The sequence below is a fragment of the Geothrix limicola genome (genome assembly GCF_030268085.1).
In the GTDB taxonomy this organism is placed as follows: Bacteria; Acidobacteriota; Holophagae; order Holophagales; family Holophagaceae; genus Geothrix; species Geothrix limicola.
Genome location: NZ_BSDE01000002.1, coordinates 330,812 through 356,529, shown reverse-complemented (window position 1 = coordinate 356,529; position 25,718 = coordinate 330,812). Strand labels below are relative to the sequence as shown.

21 protein-coding genes and 2 tRNA genes are annotated in these 25,718 nt (G+C 67.2%); 14 read left to right on the top strand and 9 right to left on the bottom strand.

Annotated elements, in window-relative coordinates:
• Nucleotides 1-58 precede the first annotated feature (58 nt).
• Complete coding sequence (locus QSJ34_RS07240) at nucleotides 59-2,887, top strand: M66 family metalloprotease (RefSeq protein ID WP_285573212.1); 2,829 nt, start codon at nucleotides 59-61, stop codon at nucleotides 2,885-2,887.
• Nucleotides 2,888-3,000: 113 nt separating this feature from the next.
• Nucleotides 3,001-3,366, top strand: coding sequence for a hypothetical protein (locus QSJ34_RS07235; RefSeq protein ID WP_285573210.1), 366 nt, complete (start codon nucleotides 3,001-3,003; stop codon nucleotides 3,364-3,366).
• A gap of 67 nt (nucleotides 3,367-3,433) precedes the next feature.
• Here QSJ34_RS07235 and QSJ34_RS07230 read toward each other — a convergent pair whose 3' ends face one another.
• The 3 genes from QSJ34_RS07230 to der all read right to left on the bottom strand — a co-directional run bounded on the left by QSJ34_RS07230 (nucleotide 3,434) and on the right by der (nucleotide 10,449).
• On the bottom strand, nucleotides 3,434-6,139 hold the full coding sequence (locus QSJ34_RS07230) for a M4 family metallopeptidase (protein WP_285573208.1): 2,706 nt from the start codon (nucleotides 6,137-6,139) through the stop codon (nucleotides 3,434-3,436).
• Nucleotides 6,140-6,597: 458 nt separating this feature from the next.
• On the bottom strand, nucleotides 6,598-8,700 hold the full coding sequence (locus tag QSJ34_RS07225; protein WP_420798834.1) for a phosphocholine-specific phospholipase C: 2,103 nt from the start codon (nucleotides 8,698-8,700) through the stop codon (nucleotides 6,598-6,600).
• A gap of 168 nt (nucleotides 8,701-8,868) precedes the next feature.
• Complete coding sequence (der, locus tag QSJ34_RS07220; RefSeq protein ID WP_285573203.1) at nucleotides 8,869-10,449, bottom strand: ribosome biogenesis GTPase Der; 1,581 nt, start codon at nucleotides 10,447-10,449, stop codon at nucleotides 8,869-8,871.
• A 99-nt stretch (nucleotides 10,450-10,548) separates the two neighbouring features.
• Here der and QSJ34_RS07215 point away from each other — a divergent pair, with 99 nt between their 5' ends.
• Together QSJ34_RS07215 and QSJ34_RS07210 are read left to right on the top strand one after the other, a co-directional pair.
• On the top strand, nucleotides 10,549-10,956 hold the full coding sequence (locus QSJ34_RS07215) for a nuclear transport factor 2 family protein (RefSeq protein WP_285573201.1): 408 nt from the start codon (nucleotides 10,549-10,551) through the stop codon (nucleotides 10,954-10,956).
• A 63-nt stretch (nucleotides 10,957-11,019) separates the two neighbouring features.
• Nucleotides 11,020-11,364 (top strand): hypothetical protein, encoded by a 345-nt coding sequence (locus tag QSJ34_RS07210; protein WP_285573199.1) that lies wholly within the window; start codon nucleotides 11,020-11,022, stop codon nucleotides 11,362-11,364.
• 442 nt (nucleotides 11,365-11,806) lie between these two features.
• On the opposite strand, the gene QSJ34_RS07205 is transcribed toward QSJ34_RS07210, so the two are convergent.
• Both QSJ34_RS07205 and QSJ34_RS07200 read right to left on the bottom strand, forming a co-directional pair.
• A tRNA-Asp gene (locus tag QSJ34_RS07205) sits at nucleotides 11,807-11,883 on the bottom strand.
• Between the two features lie 26 nt (nucleotides 11,884-11,909).
• A tRNA-Val gene (locus QSJ34_RS07200) sits at nucleotides 11,910-11,985 on the bottom strand.
• Between the two features lie 195 nt (nucleotides 11,986-12,180).
• On the opposite strand from QSJ34_RS07200, the gene QSJ34_RS07195 reads away from it, so the two are divergent.
• The 8 genes from QSJ34_RS07195 to QSJ34_RS07160 all read left to right on the top strand — a co-directional run bounded on the left by QSJ34_RS07195 (nucleotide 12,181) and on the right by QSJ34_RS07160 (nucleotide 18,968).
• Nucleotides 12,181-12,702 carry an ATP synthase F0 subunit B gene (locus QSJ34_RS07195; RefSeq protein ID WP_285573197.1) on the top strand — a complete coding sequence of 174 codons (522 nt, stop codon included), beginning with the start codon at nucleotides 12,181-12,183 and terminating at the stop codon, nucleotides 12,700-12,702.
• Nucleotides 12,703-12,704: 2 nt separating this feature from the next.
• The gene (locus tag QSJ34_RS07190) at nucleotides 12,705-13,469 is read left to right on the top strand and encodes an ATP synthase F0 subunit B (protein ID WP_285573195.1); all 765 of its coding nucleotides are present in this window, start codon (nucleotides 12,705-12,707) and stop codon (nucleotides 13,467-13,469) included.
• The gene (atpH, locus tag QSJ34_RS07185) at nucleotides 13,466-14,008 is read left to right on the top strand and encodes an ATP synthase F1 subunit delta (RefSeq protein ID WP_285573193.1); all 543 of its coding nucleotides are present in this window, start codon (nucleotides 13,466-13,468) and stop codon (nucleotides 14,006-14,008) included. The genes QSJ34_RS07190 and atpH overlap by 4 nt, the downstream gene beginning before the upstream one ends.
• A gap of 57 nt (nucleotides 14,009-14,065) precedes the next feature.
• On the top strand, nucleotides 14,066-15,634 hold the full coding sequence (gene atpA / locus QSJ34_RS07180; protein WP_285573192.1) for a F0F1 ATP synthase subunit alpha: 1,569 nt from the start codon (nucleotides 14,066-14,068) through the stop codon (nucleotides 15,632-15,634).
• A gap of 4 nt (nucleotides 15,635-15,638) precedes the next feature.
• Nucleotides 15,639-16,520, top strand: a complete 882-nt coding sequence (gene atpG, locus QSJ34_RS07175; protein WP_285573189.1) for an ATP synthase F1 subunit gamma — start codon at nucleotides 15,639-15,641, stop codon at nucleotides 16,518-16,520.
• 119 nt (nucleotides 16,521-16,639) lie between these two features.
• On the top strand, nucleotides 16,640-18,076 hold the full coding sequence (gene atpD, locus QSJ34_RS07170; protein WP_285573187.1) for a F0F1 ATP synthase subunit beta: 1,437 nt from the start codon (nucleotides 16,640-16,642) through the stop codon (nucleotides 18,074-18,076).
• Nucleotides 18,077-18,139: 63 nt separating this feature from the next.
• On the top strand, nucleotides 18,140-18,562 hold the full coding sequence (gene atpC / locus QSJ34_RS07165; RefSeq protein ID WP_285573184.1) for an ATP synthase F1 subunit epsilon: 423 nt from the start codon (nucleotides 18,140-18,142) through the stop codon (nucleotides 18,560-18,562).
• 49 nt (nucleotides 18,563-18,611) lie between these two features.
• Complete coding sequence (locus QSJ34_RS07160) at nucleotides 18,612-18,968, top strand: Hpt domain-containing protein (RefSeq protein WP_285573182.1); 357 nt, start codon at nucleotides 18,612-18,614, stop codon at nucleotides 18,966-18,968.
• A gap of 17 nt (nucleotides 18,969-18,985) precedes the next feature.
• On the opposite strand, the gene QSJ34_RS07155 is transcribed toward QSJ34_RS07160, so the two are convergent.
• Both QSJ34_RS07155 and QSJ34_RS07150 read right to left on the bottom strand, forming a co-directional pair.
• Nucleotides 18,986-19,747, bottom strand: coding sequence for an MBL fold metallo-hydrolase (locus QSJ34_RS07155; RefSeq protein ID WP_285573179.1), 762 nt, complete (start codon nucleotides 19,745-19,747; stop codon nucleotides 18,986-18,988).
• A 77-nt stretch (nucleotides 19,748-19,824) separates the two neighbouring features.
• Complete coding sequence (locus QSJ34_RS07150) at nucleotides 19,825-20,418, bottom strand: hypothetical protein (RefSeq protein WP_285573176.1); 594 nt, start codon at nucleotides 20,416-20,418, stop codon at nucleotides 19,825-19,827.
• 365 nt (nucleotides 20,419-20,783) lie between these two features.
• On the opposite strand from QSJ34_RS07150, the gene QSJ34_RS07145 reads away from it, so the two are divergent.
• Both QSJ34_RS07145 and QSJ34_RS07140 read left to right on the top strand, forming a co-directional pair.
• Complete coding sequence (locus QSJ34_RS07145) at nucleotides 20,784-21,827, top strand: tetratricopeptide repeat protein (protein ID WP_285573174.1); 1,044 nt, start codon at nucleotides 20,784-20,786, stop codon at nucleotides 21,825-21,827.
• 92 nt (nucleotides 21,828-21,919) lie between these two features.
• Nucleotides 21,920-22,798, top strand: a complete 879-nt coding sequence (locus tag QSJ34_RS07140; protein WP_285573170.1) for a phosphoribosylaminoimidazolesuccinocarboxamide synthase — start codon at nucleotides 21,920-21,922, stop codon at nucleotides 22,796-22,798.
• A 6-nt stretch (nucleotides 22,799-22,804) separates the two neighbouring features.
• Here the strand turns inward: QSJ34_RS07140 and QSJ34_RS07135 are convergent, their stop codons facing one another.
• Both QSJ34_RS07135 and QSJ34_RS07130 read right to left on the bottom strand, forming a co-directional pair.
• Nucleotides 22,805-24,058: a M16 family metallopeptidase gene (locus QSJ34_RS07135; RefSeq protein ID WP_285573167.1), complete on the bottom strand. Its 1,254-nt coding sequence runs from the start codon at nucleotides 24,056-24,058 to the stop codon at nucleotides 22,805-22,807.
• Nucleotides 24,055-25,707, bottom strand: coding sequence for a M16 family metallopeptidase (locus tag QSJ34_RS07130; protein WP_285573163.1), 1,653 nt, complete (start codon nucleotides 25,705-25,707; stop codon nucleotides 24,055-24,057). The genes QSJ34_RS07135 and QSJ34_RS07130 overlap by 4 nt, the downstream gene beginning before the upstream one ends.
• Between the last annotated feature and the right edge of the window lie 11 nt (nucleotides 25,708-25,718).

The window sequence follows — 25,718 nt, the reverse complement described above, 5'->3', positions numbered from 1 at the left end:
GCTGTGAAAGCCGTCCAAACACCAAATGGTTGTCCGGCCAGCCTGTGAAGGGAACCCCATGCGCATGACATCCCGGTTGTGGCTCCCCGCTCTTTTGGGCGTCCTCCTGGGCTGCGGAGGCGGCAGCCACAGCAGCGCGCCACTGCCCACCTTCCACGTGGAGACGGCGGCCCTCACCCTGCCCGTTCCACCGGCGAGCAACGTGGACGCGGCCAACAAGTACTACCCCAGCCCCTACTCCGGCACCGCGACCTTCACGGTAAGCCGGGATCCCGGGTTCACGGGCGCCGTGACGCTGGCGCTGGACACGACCAAGCTGCCCACCGGAGTGAAGGCGGCCTTCGCCAACACCGTGATCGCCAGTGATGCCACCACGGCGGTGCTGAGCGTGCAGGCCGGTTACCCGGATCCTGCGGACACCACCTTCACCAAGCAGATCTATCCATCGCTGGGCACCTACGACCTTCCCGTTACGGCCTCGGCCTCCGGGGTCCCGAACGCCACGGTGAACCTCAGCCTCAAGCTCGTCACGGAGCCGGCCGATTTCGGCCTCTCCCTGTGCAGCGCGGACGGGGCCTCCTTCAACGACCTCACCACCCTCAGCATGCCGGCCGGGGCACCCTTGACGGAAACCTTCATGGCCTACTGGGCCCTCGGCACGTTCTCCGCGCCCTACGGCCCCGTCGCTCTCAGTGTGCAGGGTGTGTCCCCGGGGCTGAGCGTGGGCCTGGACACCAGCTCCGCCACGCTGAACGACGTGCACACCATGACCATCACCGCCCAGCCGGGGCTGGCGGCGGGCACGTATTCCTTCCTGCTCACGGGCAGCTACCTGGGCCTGACCCGCAGCATGCCGGTGCTGGTGACCTACAGTCCCTCGCCCTTCTCGTTGCAGCCGGCCCTGAGTTCAACGGGGACGCTCGCGCAGGGGCAAGCCCTCGCCTTCCCTTGCTACCTCTGGCACAACGATGCCTATTTCGGCACCACCACCCCTGCGGATGGCACGGATCCGCTCTACGTCGGATCGACCGAACTCAGCGTGTCCGGCAACCCCGCGGGCCTCGCGGTGGGCTTCGCCAATGCCAATCCCACGGGTTTGGCCTCGGTGCCCCTTCAGATCAGCGCTGCTTCCAGCCTGGCCCCGGGTTCCTATCCCGTGACTCTCCAGGCGACGCGGGTGGGCGCGACGACGACCGTGCCGGCGGCGCCCCTCGTGCTGACGGTGAACGTGACCGACGCCAGCGCCTCGCCCACCCTGTGGATCCAGAACGTGGAGTGGGGCCAGAGCGTCGTATCGCCGCATGTGCGCCTGGTGGGCGGGAAGCCGGCGCTGCTGCGTGTGCACCTGCTGGCGGACCGGGCAGGCGTGACGGCGCCCGTCGTGACGGCCACGATCAGGAGCCAGGGCGGTGCGACCCTGGATAACCGGACCCTTCAGGGCCCTGCGACCGTCCCCACGACCATCCTGGAGGGGGACCTGCCCAGCGCGAGCCGGGCCTCGGGATCTACGTACACGGTCATCCTTCCGGCCGCCGACATCCAGCCCGGCATGCAGGTGACGGTCCAGGCCGGCGCGCTCAGCCAGACCCTCAGTCCTTCTGTCGATCCGGGCACCACCCTCAACCTGACGGTGGTTCCGGTCTACTGCCAGGGCGTGGCGCCCGTGCTTCCGGCGGACAGCGTGATGAGTCGGGAACTCTCGGCCTTCTGGCCCGTCCAGGGCGTGACGATCACGCACCACGCACCCTACACCACGTCGACCGTGATCCCCCAGCCCAGCACCAATCCGCTCACGGATACCAGTGGAGATGGCTGGGGCCAGCTGCTGAGCGAGATGGCGACCCTCCGCCTCGTGGATGGGAGTTCCGCGAACTACTACGGATTCTTCAATCCCGGGCTCAAGCGGGGATTCACCCAGTCCATCGCCGGCATCTCCCTGCTGGGCGACGGCACGGGCATCGGCGTCGACGAAACCACCGCGGCGCTGTTCCAGAACGATGATCCGGGGCTGGATCTGGCCACGACCGTGATGGTCCACGAGGAGGGCCACGCGTTCAACCTGAACCACGCCCCGGCCGGCGGGGCAGGGGCTCCCCAGCTGAACTACCCCTATGCGGGTGCCGCCACGGGAAGCTGGGGCTTCGACCCGGTGTCTCAGGCGGCCTACGATCCGGCCGCCACCTTCGACATCATGAGCTATGCCTCGAACCCGCACTGGGTCTCGGACTGGGACTACGTGAACGCCCTGGGCTTCCTGGGCGAGAAGGAGAAGACCCCCGTGGGCCTCGGCAGCCTCGTCGCCGCCGCACCCCTCAGCGAGCAGTGGGTCATCAGCGGCGTGGTCCGGCCCGATGGGCAGGTGCACCTGTCGCCCCTCGTACGGGTTGCCTGTGTCCCGGCGCCACCCCGGGCTGGGGACCTACATCTCGTCCTGACCTCGGCGACCGCCAGCCGCACCGTGGCTTTCTCCGCCACCCAGGTGCCGGACCTGGCTCCGGGCTACCGCCATTTCGCCTTCACGGTGCCGGCCTCCGAGGAACTGGTCCGCGTCGATGTTCCCGCGACCGCAGGCAAGACCTCCTCCCGCCGATCGAGCCTGCAGAGCCTGCCGCTGCGTGCCCAGATGGTGGCCGCCTCGGTCCAGGACGGCAGCCTCGTGGTGCGGGAATCCGACGGGACGCTGCACCTGGAGTGGGATGCCCTGGCCCACCCCTTCGTGAGCGTCCTTCACGAAGGGACCCGCCGGACCACCCTGGGACTGAATCTCTCGGGCGGCTCCGCCGACCTCCCCTTGGATGGGGTTCCTTCGGGCGGACAGTTCGTCATCCATTTTTCGGATGGCCTGAACGCCGTCATCCACAACGTTCCACGGGGGCCTAAGCCCTAAGCACCTTGCGCCTCAGGTCGGCACGCCCGGACTTGAACCGAGCCGAGGGACTCCAGGTTGTGATCCGCGTATTTCGGACTAATCAGTATGATTTATGGTCCGCCGGAGTCCCCATGTCCTTCCTTCGCATCCTGCCCGCCCAGTTCTCCCTGCTGCTGCTCGCCGCCCTGTTCATGCGCCTGGGCCTGCCTCTGGTCATGATCGTGCCCCTGACCCTCATGCTGATGCTGGCGCTGCTGGTGCCCTGGCCCGAGGTGCGCGGGCTGATGACGGTGGCGCTCGGATTCGGATCGCTCATCTGGGGCTTCATGACCTGGCTGCGGGTGCAGGAGCGCCTGGCCTACGGGGAGCCCTGGTCGCGCCTGGCGGGGATCCTGGCGGCGGTGGCCCTGTTCACGGCCTGGTCGGGCAGGCTCGTCTGGCGCAGTCGTAGGGCTTATGCGCCGAGTTCCGCGGCCCCGGATTCCTCGATGGCCTAGGTTTCCTGCAGAGCCAAAAGAAACAGGGCCGCCAAATGGCGGCCCTGTTTCTTGGAACGGATCCAGGCTACTGGACCTTGACGCTCACGTCGTCGAGGACGAAGGAGGTCTGGAGGCTGCTGTCTTCGGAACCGAGGAACTTCAGCGTCACGGTCTTGCCCTTGTAGGCGCTGAGGTCGAAGGTCTTCTGGGCATAGCCGGTGGCCTTGTTCAGGTTCGAGTAGGTGGCCAGGGTGGTGGTCGTGGTGCCGCTGATGACCTGCACCTTCATCGTGTCATAGGCGGTGGTGGTGGTGGTCTCCGCCGTGTCGATGTGCAGCCAGAAGGTCAGCGTGGCCGAGGTGGCGGTGCTGGGGATGGCGATGGACTGGGAGAGGTTTTCGGAAGAGGTGCTTCCATTGCCCTGCAGCCAGGCGTTCTTGGTGCCCGAGTGGGCGGGCTGGCCGCTCCAGGTGTTGATGTCGCCCGTATTGCCGCTCCAGCCCGTGACGCCGGATTCGAAGCCGCCGTTGGTGATGAGCTCGGTGGTGGTGCCGGGGGCGCTGACGGTGACGGTGGCCGTGGCGGACTTGGTGGTATCCGCCTGGCTGGTGGCCTTCACGTGGTAGGTGCCAGCCGTGGTGGGCGCGGTGTAGAGACCCGAGGTGGACACGCTGCCGCCGCCGGCTTCCACGACGCTCCAGGTCACGGCGGTGTTGGTGCTGCCGGTGACGGAGGCGGTGAACTGCTGGGTGGCGCCGGTGTTGAGGCTCACCGTGGTGGGGCTGATGGCGACGGCCACGCCGGCCGCCGGGTTCACGGTGATGGTGCGGGTGGCGCTGGCGGTGTGGCTGGCGCTATCGGTGACCGTGAAGGTGGCGGTGTAGGTGACGGCCGTGGAGCCGGTGTTGGTGTAGGTGTGGCTGGCGGATGCCGTGGAGGCGGTGCCGCCGTCACCGAAGGTCCAGCTGTAGGTATAGGGGCTCGTGCCGCCCGAAGCCGCGCCCACAAAGGACTGGCTGGTGCCGGAGGCGATGGTCACGTTGCCGGAGGGCGTGGTGATGGCGGCGGCCAGAGCGGTGCTGCCGGTCCAGGCGCTGCCCACGTTGATGGCGGCGAAGGAGTTCCAGACGGCCTGCTCTTCGGGGCTGCCGGCGCCGTAGAGGTCCTTGGCGGCGTTGATGTGGGCCGTGCGGGCCTGGGCGTACGTGGTGCTCGACGTGTAGTACGTGGTCAGCGCGCGGTAGTGGATGCGGGCGGCGTGATCGTTGCCCACGCCCGCGAAGCCGGCGGGGGTGTACGAGCTGTAGTAGTCGCTGGAGGACACGTTGCTCGCGCCCTGGCTCAGGAAGTAGAACTCGCGGTTGCCCGGGCCGCTGCTGTAGTGCACGTCCAGGTTGCCGATGGTGGAAGACCAGGCGTCGGGCGAGCTGCCGTCCTTGCTGGGCTTGTACATGTAACGCAGGGGCGTGGGGAAGCTGGAGGTCTCGAGCTGCTCGCCGATGGTCCAGTTGCCGCCGGTGGAGGGGATCGTCGTGGCACCGGAAGCCAGGCCGCCGCCCAGGTCGTAGAACTCGACCATGGTGCCGAAGATGTCCGAGTTGGACTCGTTCAGACCGCCCGATTCGCCCGAGTAGGTGAGGCCGCCAGGGACGGCGGTGGCGCAGACGCCGTGGCTCATCTCGTGGCCGGCCACGTCGACGGACTCGAGGCTCTTGAAGGAGGAACCATCGCCGAAGGTCATGCAGAAGCAGGTGTCATCCCAGAAGGCGTTGTCGTACGAGCTGCTGTAGTGCACGCGCAGGTACGAGGCCTTGCCGGTGTTGTCGATGCCGTTGCGACCGAGGACCTTCTTGAACATGTCCCAGGTGGCCATGATGCCGTAGTGGGCGTCGACGGCGGCCGTCTGGCCGTTGGCGCTCGTCGTGGAGCCGCCAGAGATGTAGTTGGCGCCGTCGCCCCAGGTGTTGTCGGCATCGGTGTAGATGGTGCCGGTCCCGCTGGTGGCGTGGTTGAGGTTGGTCACCACGTTGTTGCCGAAGGTGCCGCCGGTGCCGCGGGTCATGTCGCGCAGCTCGAAGCCCGTGGCGGTGCTGTTGGTGTTGATCTGCACCGTGCCGGAGTACTGGGTGTTGGCCGTGCCGACGACAGCGCTGGTGTGCAGGGTGCTCCACTTGCTCAGGATGGCGCCGGTGTGGGCGTTGATCAGGTAGTCGGTGTGAGCGGTCTCGGCGGTGCCGTTCTCCAGCTGGGTGTGGATGTGGTAGGCGAGGGTGTGCCGGAGGACCTGAGCGGTCACGTCCACGGCATTGGCCTGCTCGGCGCGGATGCCATTGCGCACCACGTTGACGGTCTCAGGCACGATCACGAGCTCGACGGTGGGCTCGTAGGCGTACGAACCGGCGGGGGCGAGATCCTGATGGACGACCGCCAGGGCCTCGTCGCTGCTCATGGCCGGGGTGACGTTGAGGTTGATGTGGCGGGAGAGGCTGTGGGTCAGAGGCAGGTGGCGGCCCTGGTGGTCCACATGGGAGATGGCATCTCCGCCCCAGACGCGGACGCCCTTGTAGGTCTGCTGGAAGTGGGCGTGGGTCTGGCCGAGTTCGTCGGTGTGGGTTCGGCGGAGCCGGAAGTCGTGGTTGGCGTCCAGACCCAGCTGGGACCGCTGCGAAAGCAGGTGATCGGCCGCGGCGCGACCCTGCAGGGATTCCTGCGGGGCATTGGCCAGGAGGGAACCGGCAGCCAGGGCTGCGGTGACAAAGGACAGGGCCATACGGCCCTTGAAAGTCGCCATGGGCAACTCCTCACGGGGTGGGGTGGGGGGGGGGGTGGGAATGCTTTGCCACCCGGGTGCTTCGACCCGGCTGGTTCCAGGCAGCCCTCCGGGGGAGGAGGTGTCCTGGCATGAATTGCAGCAAAGAACGGAATGACTCAGTCAGCTTCCGGGCAGGGCGTCAAGGGCTCAAGTTAAGGGTTGTTAATTTTTATGAGAATCATTTCTGTTTACATATTTTTGATTTTAATCTATCCATATTAATAATTAATAAATTCCACCAACCTCTTGTTTGTGGTGTTTCTCAAGCTATTTTCCAAATGCCAAGGCCCCCATCCACGCGCCGGGGAGGCGGGGATGGGGGCACGAATGAGCCTGAAGCGGGTTCTCGAAGCTACTTCAAGGCAGGAACGGCCGGGAAAAATGGGCAGCGCCCAATTCGCTCGAACGCCAAGGCGCAACCTCTCCGAAACGGAAGGCTACTCCTCATGCTGGAGGCCGCCCAGGGCCGGGTCGCTCACGCTGTCCTTCCCGGTTTCGATGTGTCCGGCGAAGTGGTACTCGAAGCCCGGATCGTCCGCAACCTTGATCGTCAGGTCATACCAGCCCGAGTGACCCAGGGAGGGCCAGGGCTTCGTCAGGCGTCCGCCGGGCTTCAGGACGTGCTTGAAGGTCGTCCCCGTGTAGTTGTCGGTGATGCGCAACCGGTCGTCATGGGCGTCCAGGCTGGTGATGGCCAGGGTGAGAGCGCTTTCGCAAAGGTCGTATCCGACCCGCACGTCGAGGGCGGCACTCCCTTGAGAAGCGCCGCCCTTGAAGGCGCGGAGGAAGCCGTTCGGACCGTAGACTGCGAGATTGTAATCCGTCGCCTGGCCTCCCAGGTGCCACGCATCCTCGAGGTGTTTACCCGCCTCCACCGTATAGGTGCGCGGCGACTCGGAGGTCTGGCCGGATCGCACCTGGAAGACGGCGGCCGCCTGGCCCGTGTTCTCGAAGCCGATGCGGAAAGTCTGGGATGAAGGCTGGAGGCTGCCGTGGGCGTGCAGGGCGTAGGGCAGGGGCCGCGCCGGCCTCAGTCCGGGTTCCTGATTGGGAAGGGACTGGACGACGGGTGGGACGGCCACGAAATCGAGATGCCTGAGCTTGTCCTGGGGCTGGTAGGCCAGGGCGTCGGGCAGGGGAGCGACGGAGGCATCGGGCCTGGAGAAGTTGAACGCCGAGGTGAGGTCGCCGGCCACCGCGCGGCGCCAGGGGGTGATGTTGGTCTCGATCAGGTTCGGATCCTGGGCGCCGAAGCGGGCTTCGATGAAGCGGATGAGCGAGGTGTGGTCGAAGACCTGGGAATCCACGTAGCCGCCCTTGCTCCAGGGCGAGATCACGAGCATGGGTACGCGCACGCCGAGGCCGTAGGGGCCGCTGGGGTTGCTCGGGTTGCCGGGGAAGATCTCGTTCCCGGTGTCCACGGTGGACTGGCCCTGGGCGGCCGTCTGCGGCGGCGTAGGCGGCACCATGTGGTCGAAGAATCCGCCGTTCTCGTCGTAGTTGAGGAAGACGACGGTCTTGCTCCAGACCTCGGGGTTCTCCGTCAGGGCATCGAGGAACTGCGAGATGAACCAGGCGCCGTAGTTGGCGGGCCAGTTGGGATGCTCGGAATAGGCCTCGGGCGCGGCGATCCAGGAGACCTGGGGCAGCTTGCCCGCGCGCACATCCGCGCGGAAAGCGTCGATCAGCGTGCCGCTCGTGGAGACATCGGTGCCGGTCTTGGCGTTGTCGGCCAGGGGCGTGCCGGGCAGGGCGTTCTGGTACTGGTGGAAGTAGAGCAGGGAATTGTCACCGTAGTTGCCGATGAAGGGGTCCGCCGTCCAGCCCCAATAGCCGTTGGCGTCGAGCCCCTTGCCGATGTCCTGGTAGACCTTCCAGGAGATGCCGGCCTTCTGCAGACGCTCGGGGTAGGTGGACCAGTCGTAGCCCACTTCGGCGTTGCTGATGACCGGGCCGCCGTTCTTGCCGTCGTTGCCGACCCAGCCGGTCCACATGTGGTAGCGGTTGGGATCCGTGGGGCCCATCAGGGAGCAGTAGTAGGCGTCGCACACCGTGAAGGCGTCCGCCAGGGCGTAGTGGAAGGGGATGTCTTTGCGCGTGTAGTAGGCCATCGACGAGGTTCCCTTGGCGGGAATCCACTGATCGTAGTTCCCGCCGTTCCAGGCCTGGTGGGAATCGTTCCAGCCGTGTTCCACATCCTGGAGGAAGGTCATGCCGAGGTCCGGCACGTCGGGCCGGTAGGGCAGCACCTCGCCCGCGCCGTTGGCCTGATGCCACACGGACCTTCCCGAGGGCAGCCGGACGGCGCGCGGATCGCCGAAGCCACGAACGCCTCTCATCGTGCCGAAGTAGTGATCGAAGGAGCGGTTCTCCTGGGTGAGGATGACGATGTGCTCGACGTCGGCGAGGCTGCCCCGGCGGTGATGGGCGGGGATGGCCAGCGCGCGACGGATGCTGTCCATCAGGGCCTGGGATCCGGCCCCGGAGCTCGAGTCTGTGCGGGAGTCGGACTGGGCCAGGGCGGGGAGGGCCCCGGCCATGGAAAGCCCGATCACGAGAGAAAATGCGATCCTTCGAACCAGCATGAAGCCTCCTTGGCGTGAGGCTTCAAAGTTCGGGTTGCGATTCTATGGCAGCGCTTCCGGGGCGTGAACGTTGTGAAAACATTCATCACCCTGATTCAGTAAAAAACGATGCACCGAAGAGCTTCAGCCCTTCTTCGTGGATTTCTGCCGGACCCGCTTTGGGGGAGCACCAGGGCCCTTTCGCGGGGCCTGCTTGGCGGCGGGCTTGGGGCCCTCCTTCTTCTTGGGCCGGGGGCGAGGCTTGATCTTGTCGGCTTTCTGGGCCTGCAGTGATTCGTTGCTGCGCGAAGGTTTGAGGCCTTCGCCGGGATCGAGGATGCGGCGCACCGGCGCCACTTCGGGTTCCTCGCCCTCGCCCCGCGTCTTCTTCTGGACGCTGAGGCGCAGGGGCACGCCCGCGAGGCCGAACTGTTCGCGCAGGCGGTTCTCCAGGTAGCGCACGTAGCTGAAATGCAGGCCGCGGTCCGTGTTGGCCTTAACGACGAAGCTGGGGGGCCGCACGCCCACCTGGGTCATGAAGTAGAGCTTGGGCAGCTTGCCGTCAATGGCGTGGGGGCTCATGGCCGCCACGGATTCGCGCAGGAAGCGGTTCAGCTCGCCCGTGGGGATGCGGCGCCCGTGGGCCTCTGCGAGCTCGTCGATCATGCCGAAGAGTTTGGACACGCGTTGTCCAGTCAGCGCCGAGAGGAAGATCATGGGCGCGTGGTGCAGGAAGCCGAGGCTGCGGCGCAGATCCTCTTCGGCGCCGTAGATGGTGTGGGTGTCCTTCTCGACGAGATCCCACTTGTTCACGACGAGGATGACGGCGGCGCCGGCCTCCTGTGCGTAGCCCGCGATGACCGCGTCCTGGTGCGTGGCGCCTTCGACGGCATCGAGCAGCAGCAGGCTGACGTCGGCCCGGGCCATGGCCTGCTTGGCCTTCAGGATGCTCAGCTTCTCGGCGCCCTCGTGGGTCTTGCCCTTCTTGCGGATGCCCGCCGTGTCGATCATCCGGTAGACCTTGTCCTTCACGTGGAAGACCGTGTCCACCGTATCGCGTGTGGTGCCGGCCACCTCGCTGACGAGGCTCCGTTCGTAGCCCAGCAGGCGGTTCGTCAGCGAGGACTTGCCGACGTTGGGCCGTCCGATGAGGGCGAAACGCAGTTCGTCCGAAAGCTCGTGGGTCTCGGCTTCTTCGGGCGTGCGGTGGAAGGGCAGGCGGGCACGGAGGGCTTCGATCAGCTCGGGCACGCCCGCGCCGTGGGCCGCGGAGATGGACAGCACCAGATCGAAACCCAGGCCGTAGAAGCCGGCATCGGGCGCGCCGCCCTTCATGCCGTCGAGCTTGTTGATGACGAGCAGGATGGGCTTGCCCTGGCGACGCAGGCGCGTGGCGATCTCTTCGTCGCCCGCCGTGAGTCCGTCGTGGCCGTCCACCAGCAGGATGGCGATGTGAGCCTCGCCCAGCGCGGCCTCGGCCATGCGCGTGATGCCCTGGGTGATGACGTCGTCGCCTTCGAAATCGAGGCCGCCGGTGTCCACCAGCTCGAAGACTTCTTCGGCCTCGCCGGTCTCGCCCAGGCAGGTGACGCGGCCGTAGCTGCGGTCGCGGGTCATGCCCGGCAGGTCGTGGACCAGGGCCGCGCGGCTGCGGGTGAGCCGGTTGAAGAGGGTGGACTTGCCCACGTTGGGGCGTCCGCAGAGGGCGACGAGGGGCAGTTTCATAGTTGTTCCAAGCCTTTCAGTCTATCGGGCATGGTTCGAAAGGGCACGGACGGATTTCAGCACAGCGGCTACAGTGAGGCTCTCATGACAGGAGCCGCCATGATCCGTCCTTCGTCCCTCCTGCTGGTGCCCGCGCTCCTGGCCGCCGCGCCCACGCCCAAGGTGCTCAGCCCGGCGGGCACGGTGGGCCTGCAGATCGAGCGATTCAATGCCCACGACCTGGAGGGCTTCCTGGCTCTCTTCGCCGAGGAGCTGGAGGTGGGCGAAGTTCCGCCAGGGCCCACCGCACCCTTCGGCAAGGCCCGCCTGCGGGAACTCTACGCGGAGCGCTTCAAGGCCAATCCCGACCTGCACGCCTCCGCCGAGGCCCAGATGGTCTCGGGCGATTTCGTCATCCAGAAGGAGCGCATCAAGGGGCGGGCCGGGAAGAAGGAGGCCCTGGAGACCGTCGTGATCTACCAAGTGAAGGCCGGAAAGATCGTCCGCATGTGGTCCTTGAGGGACTAGGGGGCGCCGTCCGCCCCGTTCCACTCGGGTCTAGACTGGATCCAGATCCCACGAGGTGCGTCCATGAAGAGGCTCTTGGCCGTGGTCCTGATTCTGGGCGGAGTCCTGATCGGGGGCTCGTACCTCATGACGGGGAGGCTCCCCTGGGTGGCGCTTTCCGAGGAGGAGAAGCAGGTGGCGGAGCTGCGGGAGGCCTTCGGTCTGATCCGCCAGCAGTGGCAGACCGCAGGGCAAACCCAGGCCCTGGGCGTGGACGCCTCCAGCCAGATCGAAGGACCCCTGGCGAAGCTGGAACAGATCGACAAGGACCTGGAGGCCCTGATGCCCAGGCTCAAGACCTACGAGGCAAGGAACCAGGCCAAGCAGCTGCGGCATGACATCGACACGTTCAAGGCGGAGATGAAGTGAGGGTGGGGCCCATTTCATCGGGGCTCGACCATTCGACTGCAGCGGAGCGAAAGGAGAATAGGACGGCATGACCGCAGGTCATGGCCGCCCAGAGGGCGAGGGCGGAGCCCGAGTCAGCGCAGCCGCGGCGCCCTTCGGGCTTGCGTCTGGCGGTCTGGTCACTCCTGCTCCGGCCCTCCACTGCGGGCCTTCGTTGACGCTGCAGCCTCCACGCGCGTGGGTTCGAGCCACGCCAGTGCCGCTGTTCTCCGCCTCTCGCGCCGCCGCACGCCATCGAGGGCTCGAACGCAGCCGTGGCGCCCTTCGGGCTTGCGTCTGCTGGTCTGGTCACCTCTGCCCCGGCCCTCCACTGGAGGGCCTCCACGACGGGGTGACCAGCCCACTCGCGGGTTCGAGCCCCTTGGTTTGGGCAAGAAAAAGGCCCCCGGATCGGGGGCCTTTTTGGCGGGGCTGACGGGGCTCGAACCCGCGACTTCCAGCGTGACAGGCTGGCACTCTAACCGACTGAGCTACAACCCCTTGCGTTTACTGCTTCACCAGGTGACTGGTGGGCGATGACGGGCTCGAACCGCCGACATGCTGCGTGTAAGGCAGCTGCTCTACCGACTGAGCTAATCGCCCGAATCGCCGAACCAAAAGCTTCGCATGAGAGGCGGGTAGGGTCAAGCGCAAAGCTCTGCATTGAGGGTTTCAGGCTGATCTGGTAAGGTTTTAAGACTTCCGTGCCAGAGGTTCCCGCGGACCTACTTGCTGGTGTCGGTACGACCCTGGCCGATCCTTCGGCCTTGGCCTTGGGATGTTTCTGGAGGGTGGCCTGTGGCGCTGCTGGAACTGGCGAATCTGACGCTTCTGACGCTCCGTCCACCGGAAGGGGACGGCCCCGTCGCGCGCATCCTGGCTCAGATGCCGGATCCGATGCGGCCTGACCTGCCGGCCATTCTGTTCGTGATTGTGCTCCTGATCGTGCTGTATGTCTACCTCCGGGTCGTCTTCTTTCAGCCCATCACCAAGGTGATGGCGGATCGCGATCGCGACCTGAGTGCCGGCGGCGATGCCAAGGCGCAGGCGGCGGCCCAGCTGGAGGCCCGTCAGAAGGACTACCAGTCCCGCCTGAAGGAGCTGCGCGCCAAGGCCTTCGACGCGCGCAAGGCGCTCGCGGACGCGGCGGGCAAGGAGAAGCAGCATCTGCTCGACGAGGCCCGCACCAAGGCGCAGGCCGAGCGCCAGACCGCCGTGGAATCCTTGAAGACCCAGCAGGCCGAGGCCAAGCAGAACCTCCTGGCCCAGGTGGACGCCCTGGCCGAATCCATGGCCCAGACCCTTCTGAAGCAGGCCTGAGCATGATGAAGCTGACCCGACTTTCCCTCGCCGCCCTCCTGACCTTCAGCCCCCTGGCGCTGGTGGCCCAGGCCCATGAACCGGCCGCGGCCGAGAAGCACGAAACCCCGGCGGCGACCCACGAGGCCGGCGCCGAAGGCCACACGGCCGAAGCGGCGCACGAGGCTCACGGTGAAGGCGCCCACGAGGCGGCTGCGGGCCACGCCGAAGGTCATGGCGAGGCCCATGGCGGCGGGCATCACGGCCCGGCCATGAAGCTCTTCGGCAAGGAATACGGAAACGGCGGGGCCTTCCTCGTCCAGTTGCTGAATTTCGCCATCTACGGCGCGGCGTTGTTCTTCCTTCTGAAGGGCGCGCTATCTGCCATGTTCAAGTCCCGCAAGGAAGAGCTGGAGACCCTGCTCGCCCAGGCGGAGAAGGACAAGGCCGAGGGCGAAGCCCAGGTCAAGGAGATGGAAGCGAAGATGGCCGGGCTCGAAACCGAGCTGGCGGGCATCCTCGCCAAGGCCGAGACCGATGCCGAGGCCGAGAAGCAGCGCGTGCTGGAGGCCGCTAAGGCCGAGGCCGCCCAGATCCTGGCCCAGGCCCAGGCCGAGATCGGCTTCCAGAAGCGCCAGGCCGAACAGGAACTGCGGGCCCTCGTGGCCGAGCTGGCCGTCGAAGGCGCCGCCAAGCGCCTGGAGGCCAAGCTGCAGGGACCCGAGGCCGCCAAGGCCGCCGGGGTCGTGATTGACCGAGCCATTCAGCAGATCGGAGGCGCCCAGTGAGCAGCCGCCTGACCGCCCGGCGCTACGCCAAGGCCCTTCTCCAGATCGGCGACAAACAGGGCAACGTGCCCCAGCTCCAGCAGGAACTGGACACGGTGGCCGCCGCCGTGGCCGCCAATGCCGACCTCTCCCGCCTCGTGGCCTCGCCTCTGGTGCTGCCCACCAAGAAGGCCGAGGTCTTCGAAACCATCCTCGCCGCCGCCAAGGTCAGCGAGACCCTGCGCCACTTCTTCCGCGTCGTGGCCGAGGCCGGCCGCCTGAACCTGCTGCCCGACCTGCGCCGCACCTTCGCCGACCTGGTGGACGAGCGCGCCGGCATCGTGGAGGCCAAGGTGAGCAGCGCCCAACCCCTCGCCGAGGCCCAGTCGAAGGCGCTCGTCGCCTCCCTGGCGGCGCGCACGGGCAAGACCATCCGTCTCACCTGGCAGCAGGACCTGAGCCTCCTCGGCGGACTCAAGGTGCAGGTGGGCTCCACGATCCTGGACGCCTCGCTCCAGGGCCAGCTCCGCCAGCTCAAGACCCAGCTGCTTTCGGCTTAATTCGACGCCACGTCAATCATCCCAGTCGCTATTCAACTCGCAGGTTTGGAGGACTTCATGGACATTCGCGCGGAAGAGATTTCCCGCATCATCCGCAGCCAGATCGAAGGCTTTGACGCCCAGGTCGACGTGGCCGAAGTGGGCACCGTCATCAGCGTCGGCGACGGCATCGCCCGCGCCTACGGCCTCGAGAAGGCCATGGCCGGCGAGCTGCTCGAGCTGCCCCACGGCGTGATGGGCCTCGCCTTCAACCTGGAAGAGGACAACGTCGGCATCATCCTGCTGGGCGACGCCGCCGCCATCAAGGAAGGCGACACCGTCAAGCGCACCGGCAAGATCATGTCCGTGCCCGTGGGCCCCGCCTTCGTGGGCCGCGTGATCGACGCCCTGGGCAACCCCATCGATGGCAAGGGGCCCATCCAGGCCACCAAGTTCAACCCCATCGAGCAGATCGCCCCCGGCATTGTGGACCGCAAGAGCGTGCACGAGCCCATGCAGACGGGTCTCAAGGCCATCGACAGCCTGATCCCCATCGGCCGCGGTCAGCGTGAGCTGATCATCGGCGACCGCCAGACGGGCAAGACCGCCGTCGCCGTGGACACGATCATCAACCAGAAGGACACGGGCGTCATCTGCATCTACGTCGCCATCGGCCAGAAGCGCTCCACCATCGCCCAGGTGGTGAAGACGCTCGAAGAGTACGACGCGATGAAGCACACCATCGTGGTGGCGGCCAGCGCCTCCGAAGCCGCCCCGCTGCTCTTCCTCGCCCCCATGACCGGCGCCGCCCTCGGCGAGTACTTCATGTGGCACGGCAAGGACGGCAATCCCGCGGGCAAGGAGAACCCCGGCGGCCACGTGCTCTGCATCTACGACGATCTCTCCAAGCAGGCCGCGGCCTACCGCGAAATCTCCCTGCTGGTGCGCCGCCCTCCCGGACGTGAGGCCTACCCTGGCGACGTGTTCTACCTTCACTCCCGCCTGCTGGAACGCGCGTGCAAGCTGAGCGACGAGCGCGGCGCCGGCTCCCTGACGGCCCTGCCGGTCATCGAGACCCAGGCCGGTGACGTGTCCGCCTACATCCCGACCAACGTCATCTCCATCACCGACGGCCAGATCTTCCTCGAGAGCGACCTCTTCAACGCGGGCGTCCGCCCCGCCGTGAACGTGGGCATCTCCGTGAGCCGCGTGGGTGGTTCCGCCCAGGTGAAGGCCATGAAGTCCGTGGCCGGCACCATCAAGCTCGACCTCGCCCAGTACCGCGAGCTGGCGGCCTTCGCCCAGTTCGGTTCGGATCTGGACAAGGCCACCCTGGCCCAGCTGAACCGCGGCCAGCGCCTCGTCGAGATCCTCAAGCAGGGCCAGTACCAGCCCATGCCCGTGGAAAAGCAGGTGGTCAGCATCTGGGCCGCCACCAACGGCTACGTGGATGATCTGCCCGTGCCCCAGGTGCGCCGCTTCGAGGCCGAATTCATGGCCTTCCTCGACGTCAACGCCCCCGAGGTCCTGCGCGGCATCCGCGACTCCAAGACCCTCAGCGACGACGCCAAGGCCCAGCTCAAGACCCAGGTGGCGGCCTTCAAGGAGACCTTCGTGGCCTCCCTGAACCAGACCGCGGGAGCCTAGTCCGATGGCCGGTCTCCAGGACATTCGCCGCCGCATCCGGTCGGTGAAGAACACCCAACAGGTCACCAAGGCCATGAAGATGATTTCCGCGGTCAAGCTGCGGAAGTCTCAGGAACGCCTGGTGGCGCTGCGCCCCTACGCCGGCAAGATGATGGAAGTCGTCCAGCGCGTCGTGGGCCGCATCAAGGGTGATTCCGAGATCCAGCCGGGCCCCACCGCCCAGGCCTTCCTGAACCCTCGCGAGGAGAAGCGCATCCGCGTCGTCCTCGTGGCGTCGGACAAGGGCCTTTGCGGCGGGTTCAACGCCAACGTGCTCAAGGCCGCCAACGCCTTCGTCTCCGAATGCGCCGCCGAGATCGTCCACCTGGACGTGGTGGGCAAGCGGGCCGTGGAGTGGGCGCGCAAGCGCAAGATGACCGCCGCCGGGGAGTATCTCAACATCCCGCTGACGGGCTTCCAGCATGTGGTGACCGAGATCGCCGCAGGTGCCGCCGCCCAGTACCAGGCCGGCGAGATCGATGCGCTCTACGTGATCTACAACTACTTCAACAGCCCCGTGGCCCAGACGCCCACCGTGTTCCGCGTGTTCCCCATGGCGCTCGACCGGCGCGAGGACAGCCGCGAGGTGCCCGAGGTGTCCCACCTGCTCGAGCCCGATCCCAATTCGGTGCTGGAGACCCTCCTGCCCCGTTTCGTGGAGACGGAGCTGCTGCGCAACCTGCTGGAAAGCAGCGCCTCCGAGCACGGCGCCCGCATGGCCGCCATGGACAAGGCCAGCAACAACGCGGGTGAGATGATCGCCAAGCTGACCCTGACCATGAACAAGATCCGCCAGGCCAGCATCACCAACCAGATCATCGAAATCGTGTCCGGAGCAAATGCCTGAAACCGCGAATTTCGCGAATGTTCGCGAATGGAACGGCTCCTTGAATCACCCGTCTTGTTTTCACGTTTTTCTTCGCGCCCATTAGCGTCATTCGCGGTTACTTCTTTTTCGAGGTCCCCATGTCAACCAACCTTCAAGGCCGCGTGATCGCCATCGTCGGTCCCGCCGTGGACGTCGAGTTCGGCAGCCACCTGCCCGAGATCATGAACGCCCTGCTCACGGACATCACCAATGCCCAGGGCGTCACGGCCTCGGTCACGCTGGAAGTGCAGCAGCACCTCGGCGAGAACCGCGTGCGCTGCGTCGCCATGCAGCCCACCGAGGGCATGGTGCGCGGCCAGATCGTGACCGACACCGGCAAGCCCATCAATGTGCCCGTGGGTCCCGAGACCCTGGGCCGCATCATCAACGTCGTCGGTGATCCCGTCGACGAGCGTGGCCCCATCGGCCACAAGATGACCCTGCCCATCCACCGCGAGGCCCCCAAGTACGAGGACCTGAACACCTCTTCCGAGATGTTCGAGACGGGCATCAAGGTCATCGACCTGCTGGAACCCTACGCGAAGGGCGGCAAGACGGGCCTCTTCGGAGGCGCCGGCGTGGGCAAGACCGTGCTCATCATGGAGCTCATCAACAACATCGCCAAGGGCCACGGCGGCTACTCCGTGTTTGCGGGCGTCGGCGAGCGCACCCGCGAGGGCAACGACCTCTGGCACGAGATGATGGACAGCGGCGTCATCGACAAGAACGACCTCTCCAAGAGCAAAGTGGCGCTCATCTACGGCCAGATGACCGAACCCCCCGGAGCCCGTGCCCGCGTGGCGCTGACTGGCCTCACCGTCGCCGAGTACTTCCGCGACGTGGAAGGCAAGGACGTGCTGCTGTTCGTGGACAACATCTTCCGCTTCACCCAGGCCGGCGCCGAAGTGTCCGCGCTGCTGGGCCGCATGCCTTCGGCCGTGGGCTACCAGCCCACCCTCGCCACGGAAATGGGCGAGCTGCAGGAGCGCATCACCTCCACGAAGAAGGGCTCCATCACGTCCGTGCAGGCCGTGTACGTGCCCGCGGACGACTACACCGATCCCGCGCCCGCCACGACCTTCGCCCACCTGGACGCCACCACGAATCTCTCCCGTGAGATCGCAGCCCTCGGCATCTACCCCGCCGTGGATCCCCTCGCGTCCACCAGCCGCCTGCTGGATCCCCGCATCCTGGGCGACCACCACTACAACACCGCCATGCGCGTGAAGGCGATCCTGCAGAAGTACAAGGAGCTGCAGGACATCATCGCCATCCTCGGCATGGACGAGCTGAGCGACGACGACAAGCTCATCGTGGCCCGCGCCCGCAAGATCCAGCGCTTCCTCAGCCAGCCCTTCTTCGTGGCCGAGCAGTTCACGGGCATGTCGGGCAAGTACGTGAAGCTCGAGGACAGCATCAAGGGCTTCAGCGAGATCTGCGACGGCAAGTGGGACCACCTGCCCGAGCAGGCCTTCTACCTCGTCGGCACCATCGAGGAAGCCGTCGAAAAGGCCGAGAAGCTGGCGGCTGTCTAGTTCCTGCCTTTCTCCAACTCGGAATCCGCGCAAGCGGATTCCGAGCTTTGAAAAGAGTCTGCCATGTCTCAAACCATCAAACTGGAAGTGGTGACCCCGGAGCGGCCCGTCTTTTCGGCGGAAGTCGCCGAGGTGCAGTTCCCCACGGCTTCCCGCGGCTACTACGGCATCCTGCCGGGGCACACGCCCCTGATGACCGAGGTGGGTGACGGCCTGCTCTACTACATCCTGGACGGCCAGAAGCACTGGCTGACCGTCTTCGGCGGCTTCGCGGAAGTGGGCCCCGACCGCGTCACCATCCTGGCCCGCGAAAGCGAGACCGTGGACATGATCGATCTGGAGCGGGCCGAAGCCTCGCGTCAGCGCGCCCTGGCCCTCCTGAAGGAAGCCCACACCGAGCATGACCTGGCGAACGCCCAGGCCAAGCTGGACGCGAGCCTGATCCGTCTCCAGGCCGCCGGACACCCCGCGGGCCACGGCTTCTGATCGATTCCGGCCTTCCTGCCAGGCGAAGATCCCCCATCCCGGAGCTGCCTTGAGCGAATGGCCCATCCTTGATCCGCAACCCCTGCGCGACCTGCTGGACATGGGTGCCGAGGGGGAGCTGGTCCAGGAACTCATCGCGCTCTTTCAGGAAGATGTGCCGCCCCGCATGCAGGCGCTTCGTGAGGGACTCGCCTCGGGAAACCTGCAGGCCCTCCTGATGGAATCGCATCAGATGAAGGGTGCGTTGAGCAACCTGGGCCTGGTGCGCTTCGCCGAGATGGCCGGGCGCATCGAGATCGAGGCCCGCGCCGGAAACCTGGAGGAGGCCCCCGCCCTCATCGCCTCGCTTCCCGCGGCCTACGACGAGGCGCTGCAGGCCCTGCAGCAGGCCTTCCCCGCGGCCTGAGGCCGTTCTTCACCCGGTTACCAGGCCAGGCGTTCGTCCTGGGCCAGCAGGCTGATGCGGGCGTCGCCCAGGGCCTCGAGCTGGGGCAGCATGATGGCCTTGTCCCCGGGGGTCAGGTGGTAGATCCGCACGGGGACCTGACCCTTGAGCTTCTTCAGCTCGGCGCCGAGCTTGGCGGGCGTCAGGTGCTTGGAAGCCTCCGCCAGCCAGGCCTGCTCGTTGGGGAAGCTGGCCTCGGCGATGACGAGTCGCAGGTTGGGCGTGGCGTTGGCCACTTCCCAGATGCGGTCGGTTTCCGCCGTGTCGCTGGTGAAGATGAAGGCGTCCTTGCCGTCCTCCACCACATAGCCGACGCAGGGCACCAGGTGGTTCACGCGGATGGGCGTGATGCGCAGGCCGCACACCTCATAGGTGTGTTCCGGCTCGATGTCGGTGTAGCGGATGGTGGGGTCGTTGGGGCTGGGGATCACGCTGAAATCGGGCCATAGCTCGTCGTTGAAGAGGTGGCGGCGAAGCACGTCCAGGGTTTCGGGCAGGGCGTGGATCTCCACGGCCTCATGGGTGTGGCCGAAGATGTTCTTCGTGAAGAAGGGCAGCGTGCAGATGTGGTCCAGGTGCGAGTGGCTGATGAAGACGTGCTGGATCTTCACCTGCTCCTCCACCGTGAGGGCCGCGGTGAGGGAGCCGGCGTCGATGGCGACGCAGCCGTTCACGAGCAGCCCCGTCAGACGCTCGCCATCCGCCTCGCCGCCGCTGCAACCCAGGACCCGCAGTTCCATCGTTCCTCGGAGAAAGTGTCTCCATCATACGTAAAAGGGGCACCGCAGGGTGCCCCTTTCATGCGGATGTCTTGCGATCAGAAGCGGATGCCGCCGTAGATGCCGATCTGCACCTGGGGTGCGAGGGCTTCGGCGAAATCCTTGGGCGTGGTGGTGGTGTCCTTCTTGGAGAGGGGCGCGGCCACCTCGAAGAGGAAGAAGGGGCTCACCAGGGGGGTGGGGATGCTGAACCCGACGTTCACGCGGGCCCAGGGGCGTCCCTGGGTGGCGTCGCCGTTGCCGAAGGCGGCCGTGGTCGAACGCCAGGTGACCTTCTCGGAGCGGTACTCGACGCCGGCGCCCACGTTGACGAGCAGCTTCCAGTTCACCATGGCGCCCGCGGCCAGGTACTGGTTGTCGAATTCACCGTAGTTGTTGCCGCCGTAGGTCAGGTCGCTGGTGGTCTTGTTGTGCCAGGTGGCGTTCAGCTGGAGGGCGGCCACCTTCAGGTCGAGAATGTCGAAGCCGCCGCGGATGCCAAAGCCGGTGGGGCTCACGGCGTCGTATTTCTGGGTGCTGAAGGTGGTGGCCGCCTGGGCCTTGCCCACCTGCTTGTCGAGCAGCAGTCCCAGCTCGCCGGCGCAGGCCGGAAGTGCCACCAGCATGGCCGCGAAGGCGAGACTCTTGCGCATGACAACCCCCGAAACAAGTCGAATACTGCATGATCAGCCCAGGTGGAAACCCGGTCAACCTCCTTTGGTACTAGATCCTTGTTAATCTCTGTGGAGAGCTCATAACAAAACCCGACGATGCCGCGATGAGGCCAGGCGGGATTCGCCGCAAGGAAGGGCCCGTAGGGCGATGCGGGACATCGTTCAAGGGACCTGACGCCGCGGGGCGCCCGCCTGGCTTCATCCCTTCGGGCGGCGGGTGGCGGGCATCGCGAGGCCGCGTCACGCTCGTCGCGCGTAGTACCTGCTACGCTTTGACTCGCCTTCCTCGCCTAGCTCGCCCGGCACCCGTCGCGCGGCGGCGTGGGGTTTTGTTATGAGCTCTTATGCGGGCCCACCTGCGTTTCCTGATCCTCGACGACTTCGACCCTGATACGGGAGAGCTCGCCCTCCGGGTGGCCTTCCAGCCGGGGCCCGAGCCCGGTCTGGAGATGATCCGGCTCCGCCTGCACCTGGGGCGTTCGGGAAACCCGCTCGATCCCCTCAGCCGGGAGCTGCGCACCCACGTGCAGATGCCCGTGCCGCCCCTCTGGGAACACGGCCTCAAGATGATCATCCACGCCATCGAGGAGGAACTGGCCGGGCCGGATGGACGCAACGCCCTGCGCTATCTCTGGGTGCGCACCCAGATCCTCCATCCCGCCGAACCCGCCCGCTCCACGCCGAACCATGCGGTGCCCCGGCAGGTCGAGGTGCTGCGCGACTGGGCCCACCGCCTGGATCAGGAAGGCCAGTCCCTGCGCGCGGCCGAGGTGCTGGACCGGCTGCTCCTGCTGGCGCCGAAGGACGTGACCACCCTGGCCTATCTGGCGGGTTTCTTCCGTGCCCAGGGCATGGCCGAGGAAATGGCCGCCGTGTCTGAGCGCTGGATCAAAATTGAGCCCGACCGGGTGGAGGCCTGGCTGCGCCACGGTGAAGCGCTGCTGCGCCTGGGACGGGCCCAGGAGGCGCGGGCCGCCTTCGAGGCCGTGCTGAAGGCCCATCCCGTCCACCTGCTGGCCCATCTGGGCATGGCCCAGGCCCTGGGTCTGCTCGGCGGCAATCCCTTTCCCCACCTGGACGCGGCGCAGGAGCTGGATCCGGCGGCCACGGCCTCGGTGCTGCGCGAGACCTTCGACTACCGCCTGCTGACGCCGCCCGTCGGGGATCGGAACTACCCTCCGGAAGAGCTGCCGGCGCTGATCGGAGTTTCGGGCGCTGAGGTGCAGGACTACGTCCAGTTCCTGGGCCTGCCCTTGGCCGGGCCCGAGGGGACCGTGCGGGAATCCGAACTGGCCCGCTGGGTGGGCGTGATGAACCGGTACGCCCTGCTGCCGGGTGGATTACACTGGTCGGCCCCGACGCCCAGACGGCTTCCCGAGCTGGCCTGAGCGCCCCGGGCCACGGCATCCTTGTCCAAACATCCAGGCTGGGCGGTCCACGCGAGCTCTGCGATGATGGAAGATTCTATTCGGAGCGACCCATGGGCGTCCTTCTCAGCACTGATCTCTCCTTCCCGGTCTTCCGCCGGGGCAAGGTGCGGGATGTGTATGACCTGGGCAACCAGCTGCTCATCGTGGCCACGGACCGCATCAGCGCCTTCGATTGCGTGATGCCCGAAGGCATTCCCGACAAGGGACGGATCCTCACGGCCGTGGCGGCCTACTGGTTCGCCGCCACCGAGGACCTGGTTCCCAACCACTTCCGCGGCAACCTCAGCTGGCCCGCGGCCCTGGAACCCCAGCGCGAGGCCCTGGGAGAGCGCGCGGTCATCGTGGAGAAGACGCGGCCCCTCCCCGTGGAATGCGTCGTGCGCGGCTACCTCGCCGGCAGCGGCTGGAAGGAGTACCAGACGAGCCGCTCGGTCTGCGGTGTGCCCCTTCCCGCGGGTCTGCAGCTCGCGGACCGGCTGCCCGAGCCGATCTTCACGCCCGCCACGAAGGAAGACGAGGGGCATGACGAGAACATCTCCTTCGAGCGCATGGCCGAGATCGTGGGCGCGGATCTGGCCGCCCGCCTGCGCGACCTGAGCCTGGCCCTCTACAAGCGGGGCGCCGAACTGGCGGCCCAGCGCGGCATCCTGCTGGCCGATACGAAATTCGAATTCGGCCTCAGCGACGCCGGTGAGTTGATTCTCATCGACGAGGCCCTGACGCCGGACAGCAGCCGCTACTGGCTGGCCGACAGCTGGGCGCCGGGGAAGAACCCCCCGAGCCTCGACAAGCAGTTCCTGCGCGATTACCTGGAGACCCTGGACAGCTGGAACAAGCAGGCGCCGGCGCCGCATCTGCCTGCGGAGATCGTCGAAGGCGTCCGCGCGCGCTACCTCGACCTGGCGGGCCGCTTCGGCATCAAGGTCTGATCTCCATCAAGGCCTGACCAGCGTCTTCATCAACTCGGGATCCCCCGAGACGCCGCTGCGGAGCTGAGCTGGATCCAGCCAGCTCCGCAGCGCGGCATTCAGGGCCTCCAGGTTCAAGGCCGCCATGCGCTCGGCGCTCACGCCACGGCCCGTGGCTTCGGCCAGGGCCGCGTCCATCTGAGCCTCGGGGTGCAGGGAATCCAGATGGCGGGTCTCCGCCCAGGCGCTCCGCGCGCGATCGAGGTCGCCCTGGGTGAAGCCGCGCCGGCGCAACGCCTCCAGCCGCAGGTGGAGCAGGGCCCAGGCATGGGTCGACGTGGCGCTGGTGTCCGCGTCCAAGGTGGCCAGGAGGCCGCCGGGTTCCGCGCTGATCCGCACCGGGAACAGGAGGCCATCCCCCGGAACCAGCCGGGCGAGCAGCCAGGCCGCCTCGGGCGAGAGGCCGTCTGGGCGGGGGGCCAGGGCCTGCACCCGCAGGCCTGTGCCGATGACACTGATGCGCGAAGGACTTGCGGGAGGGGCCGTGATGGCTGAGGAGGGTGTCGCAGGGGCCGCGGGTTCGGTGCGCTTCGGTGGCTCCTGGGGCGTCCAGGTGCCCAGGCTCAGCAGCACGAGCCGCTTGGCCTGTTCCAATCCGAGGTCGCCGTGAAGCACGAGCACGGCACGATCAGGCCGGAAGACCAGGGCCCTGAAGGTGAGCAGATCCTCCCAGGCGATGGCGCCGAGGCTGGTGAGGGTGGGCGTCGAGGCGGGATCCCGCCTCAGCAGGCGCTCCAGCTGCGCGTGGGGGGAATCCGCGGGCCGGTCCACCTGGCGCCAGCAGGCCAGGCGCTGGATTTCAAGATCGGAAGGATCGAATACGGTGCGCTGCAGGCGGTCGGCCAGCAGGCCCAGGGCGCGATCCTGATCGCGGCTGCGCGCCACGATCCGCCAGTCGAGTCCCTCGCCGTCCGCGGTCTGCGTCATCTGGATGCCCGAATCATCGAGCAGGCGGTCGAAGCGTTCGGCCTTCAGGTCGCCGGCCTCGGAATGGGCGAACATGCGCAAGGCCAGCTCGGGAAGCCCCTGGCGGCCCGGAGGCAGGTCCGCCGGGCGGAGGCTCAGGTGGAGCCGCGCGCGGACGAGGGGATGCTCGTGGTCTTCCAGGTGCAGCACCCGCAACCCATTGGGAAGGGTGAAGGTCTGGACTCTGGGCTGGGCCTGGAGCACCACGACCGAAGCCAGGGATGTGGTCAGGACGGCTGCCAGCGGGATTCTCATCGCTTCTCCGCAGGCAGCTGGGCTTCAAGCAGCTTCAGCGTGTGGCGGCGCTCTTCGGCGCTCAGCATGCGCAGTTGGCGGAGCCCATCGGACACGAGGCGTTCCCGCTGGGCAGGGTCCTCGATGCGGGAGCTGGCCAGGGCCTTGAGCACCCGGGCCATGGCCGCTTCGAGGGGGTCCTGGGAGGCGCTGGGAGCGGGCTCCAGCAGCACCGTCGTGCGGTGGCTGGGGCTCAGCCAGGTGCGGGTGGCCATCTGGACGGCATCGGGGGTCAGCGTGCGCAGACGCTGGCTGTCCAGATCGATCAGCCGCCAGTCGCCGCCTTCAGCCCAGGCGAGCCCAAGGGAGCGGGCCAGGCTGGCGGGTTCGTCCAGCTCGCGCACGTGTTCGGCTTCGAGTTGGGCCAGGGCCCGCTGCCACTCGTCCTGGGGGATGGCCTCCTGCTGAAGCCGCAGGATCTCGCTTTGGAGGGCGGCCTCGACCTCCGCCAGGCTGTGTCCGTCGACGGGGCTCAGGTCGGCCACCAGCAGGCCCGGGAAGCGCCCCCCGGGCCGGTCCAGGCTCAGGTCGGCCTTCTGCACGAGGTTCTTCTCGTTGATGAGGCGCGTGCGGAGGCGGCCGGAACGGCCGCCGCCCAGCAGTTGGACGGCCATGTCCAGGGCCAGGTGATCCGGATGCCGCCGGGAGGGGATGCGCCAGCCCGTCAGTAGGCGCGAGGAGCCCCCGAGGGTGGCCTGCACGCGACGGTCTCCGAGGTCGGCGGGGATTTCCGGCAGCACGGCTTCTTCGGCATCGGGGGGCAGGGGCAGGGCGCCCAGGCTGCGCTCGATCTGGGGCAGCGCGCTTTCCAGGCTGAGGCCCCCGACGAGGATGATGGTGAGCCGATCGGGCCTGAGGGTCCGGTGGGCATAGGCCCTGAGTTCGGACCGGCGCAGGGCCTCCAGGGCCGGCAGGTGGTCCGTGAGATCCCGGCCGTAGGGGTGGCCGGGCAGGGCCGCGCCCTGGAGCATGGCGAGGCCCTGGACGCCCTGGCCCCGCAGCTCCGCCGCGAGCGCGGCCCGCGCCTGGGAGAAGCGGCTGAGCTGAACGCTGCGCAGGCGCTGGGCCTCGCTGCGGCACCACAGGTCAAAGGCCGCCTGGGGCAGCTCCGTGTGGGCCATCAGGGCATCCGCCGTGGCCTCGGCGGTCTGGGTGCCACCCTTGGCCGCGTAGAGGTCCTGCAGCGGTGACATCGAAAAGTGCGCCCTGAGCTCGGTCTGGATCGCGTCGAGGCGGGCCTCCAGAGCCGGGATCTGGGACGTGGCGGGGTCGCGGCGGAGGCGTTCCAGGCGGAGGGATTCCAGCAGCCCTTCCTCCTGCTTGAGGAGGGATTCGAGTTGGGCCTGTGCGTTCGAAGGTGCCAGATCCTCGGGCCAGGTGGCTCCGTAGAGCGCCCGGGCCAGGAGGTCCGTGGCGCCGGCGGCACTGGCCGGCTCTTCGGCGCGGCCCCCCTGGAAGACGAGCGTCGCATGGAAGGCGGTCAGCCCGTGGCGCTCCACCAGCAGGAGCCGCGCGCCATTGGCCAGCCGCCGCTCCTGCACCTCCGAAGGATGCGGAGCCTGGGCCTGCAAACCGAGCGTGGCGAGGAGGATGGGAACCAGCAGATGCATGGATCCCAGAG

Coding starts and splice junctions, on each gene's coding strand:
- QSJ34_RS07240 (WP_285573212.1), top strand. CDS start 59: ATGCGCATGACATCCCGGTTGTGGCTCCCCGCTCTTTTGGGCGTCCTC.
- QSJ34_RS07235 (WP_285573210.1), top strand. CDS start 3,001: ATGTCCTTCCTTCGCATCCTGCCCGCCCAGTTCTCCCTGCTGCTGCTC.
- QSJ34_RS07230 (WP_285573208.1), bottom strand. CDS start 6,139: ATGGCGACTTTCAAGGGCCGTATGGCCCTGTCCTTTGTCACCGCAGCC.
- QSJ34_RS07225 (WP_420798834.1), bottom strand. CDS start 8,700: ATGGCCGGGGCCCTCCCCGCCCTGGCCCAGTCCGACTCCCGCACAGAC.
- der (WP_285573203.1), bottom strand. CDS start 10,449: ATGAAACTGCCCCTCGTCGCCCTCTGCGGACGCCCCAACGTGGGCAAG.
- QSJ34_RS07215 (WP_285573201.1), top strand. CDS start 10,549: ATGATCCGTCCTTCGTCCCTCCTGCTGGTGCCCGCGCTCCTGGCCGCC.
- QSJ34_RS07210 (WP_285573199.1), top strand. CDS start 11,020: ATGAAGAGGCTCTTGGCCGTGGTCCTGATTCTGGGCGGAGTCCTGATC.
- QSJ34_RS07190 (WP_285573195.1), top strand. CDS start 12,705: ATGATGAAGCTGACCCGACTTTCCCTCGCCGCCCTCCTGACCTTCAGC.
- atpA (WP_285573192.1), top strand. CDS start 14,066: ATGGACATTCGCGCGGAAGAGATTTCCCGCATCATCCGCAGCCAGATC.
- atpG (WP_285573189.1), top strand. CDS start 15,639: ATGGCCGGTCTCCAGGACATTCGCCGCCGCATCCGGTCGGTGAAGAAC.
- atpD (WP_285573187.1), top strand. CDS start 16,640: ATGTCAACCAACCTTCAAGGCCGCGTGATCGCCATCGTCGGTCCCGCC.
- atpC (WP_285573184.1), top strand. CDS start 18,140: ATGTCTCAAACCATCAAACTGGAAGTGGTGACCCCGGAGCGGCCCGTC.
- QSJ34_RS07155 (WP_285573179.1), bottom strand. CDS start 19,747: ATGGAACTGCGGGTCCTGGGTTGCAGCGGCGGCGAGGCGGATGGCGAG.
- QSJ34_RS07150 (WP_285573176.1), bottom strand. CDS start 20,418: ATGCGCAAGAGTCTCGCCTTCGCGGCCATGCTGGTGGCACTTCCGGCC.
- QSJ34_RS07145 (WP_285573174.1), top strand. CDS start 20,784: ATGCGGGCCCACCTGCGTTTCCTGATCCTCGACGACTTCGACCCTGAT.
- QSJ34_RS07140 (WP_285573170.1), top strand. CDS start 21,920: ATGGGCGTCCTTCTCAGCACTGATCTCTCCTTCCCGGTCTTCCGCCGG.
- QSJ34_RS07135 (WP_285573167.1), bottom strand. CDS start 24,058: ATGAGAATCCCGCTGGCAGCCGTCCTGACCACATCCCTGGCTTCGGTC.
- QSJ34_RS07130 (WP_285573163.1), bottom strand. CDS start 25,707: ATGCATCTGCTGGTTCCCATCCTCCTCGCCACGCTCGGTTTGCAGGCC.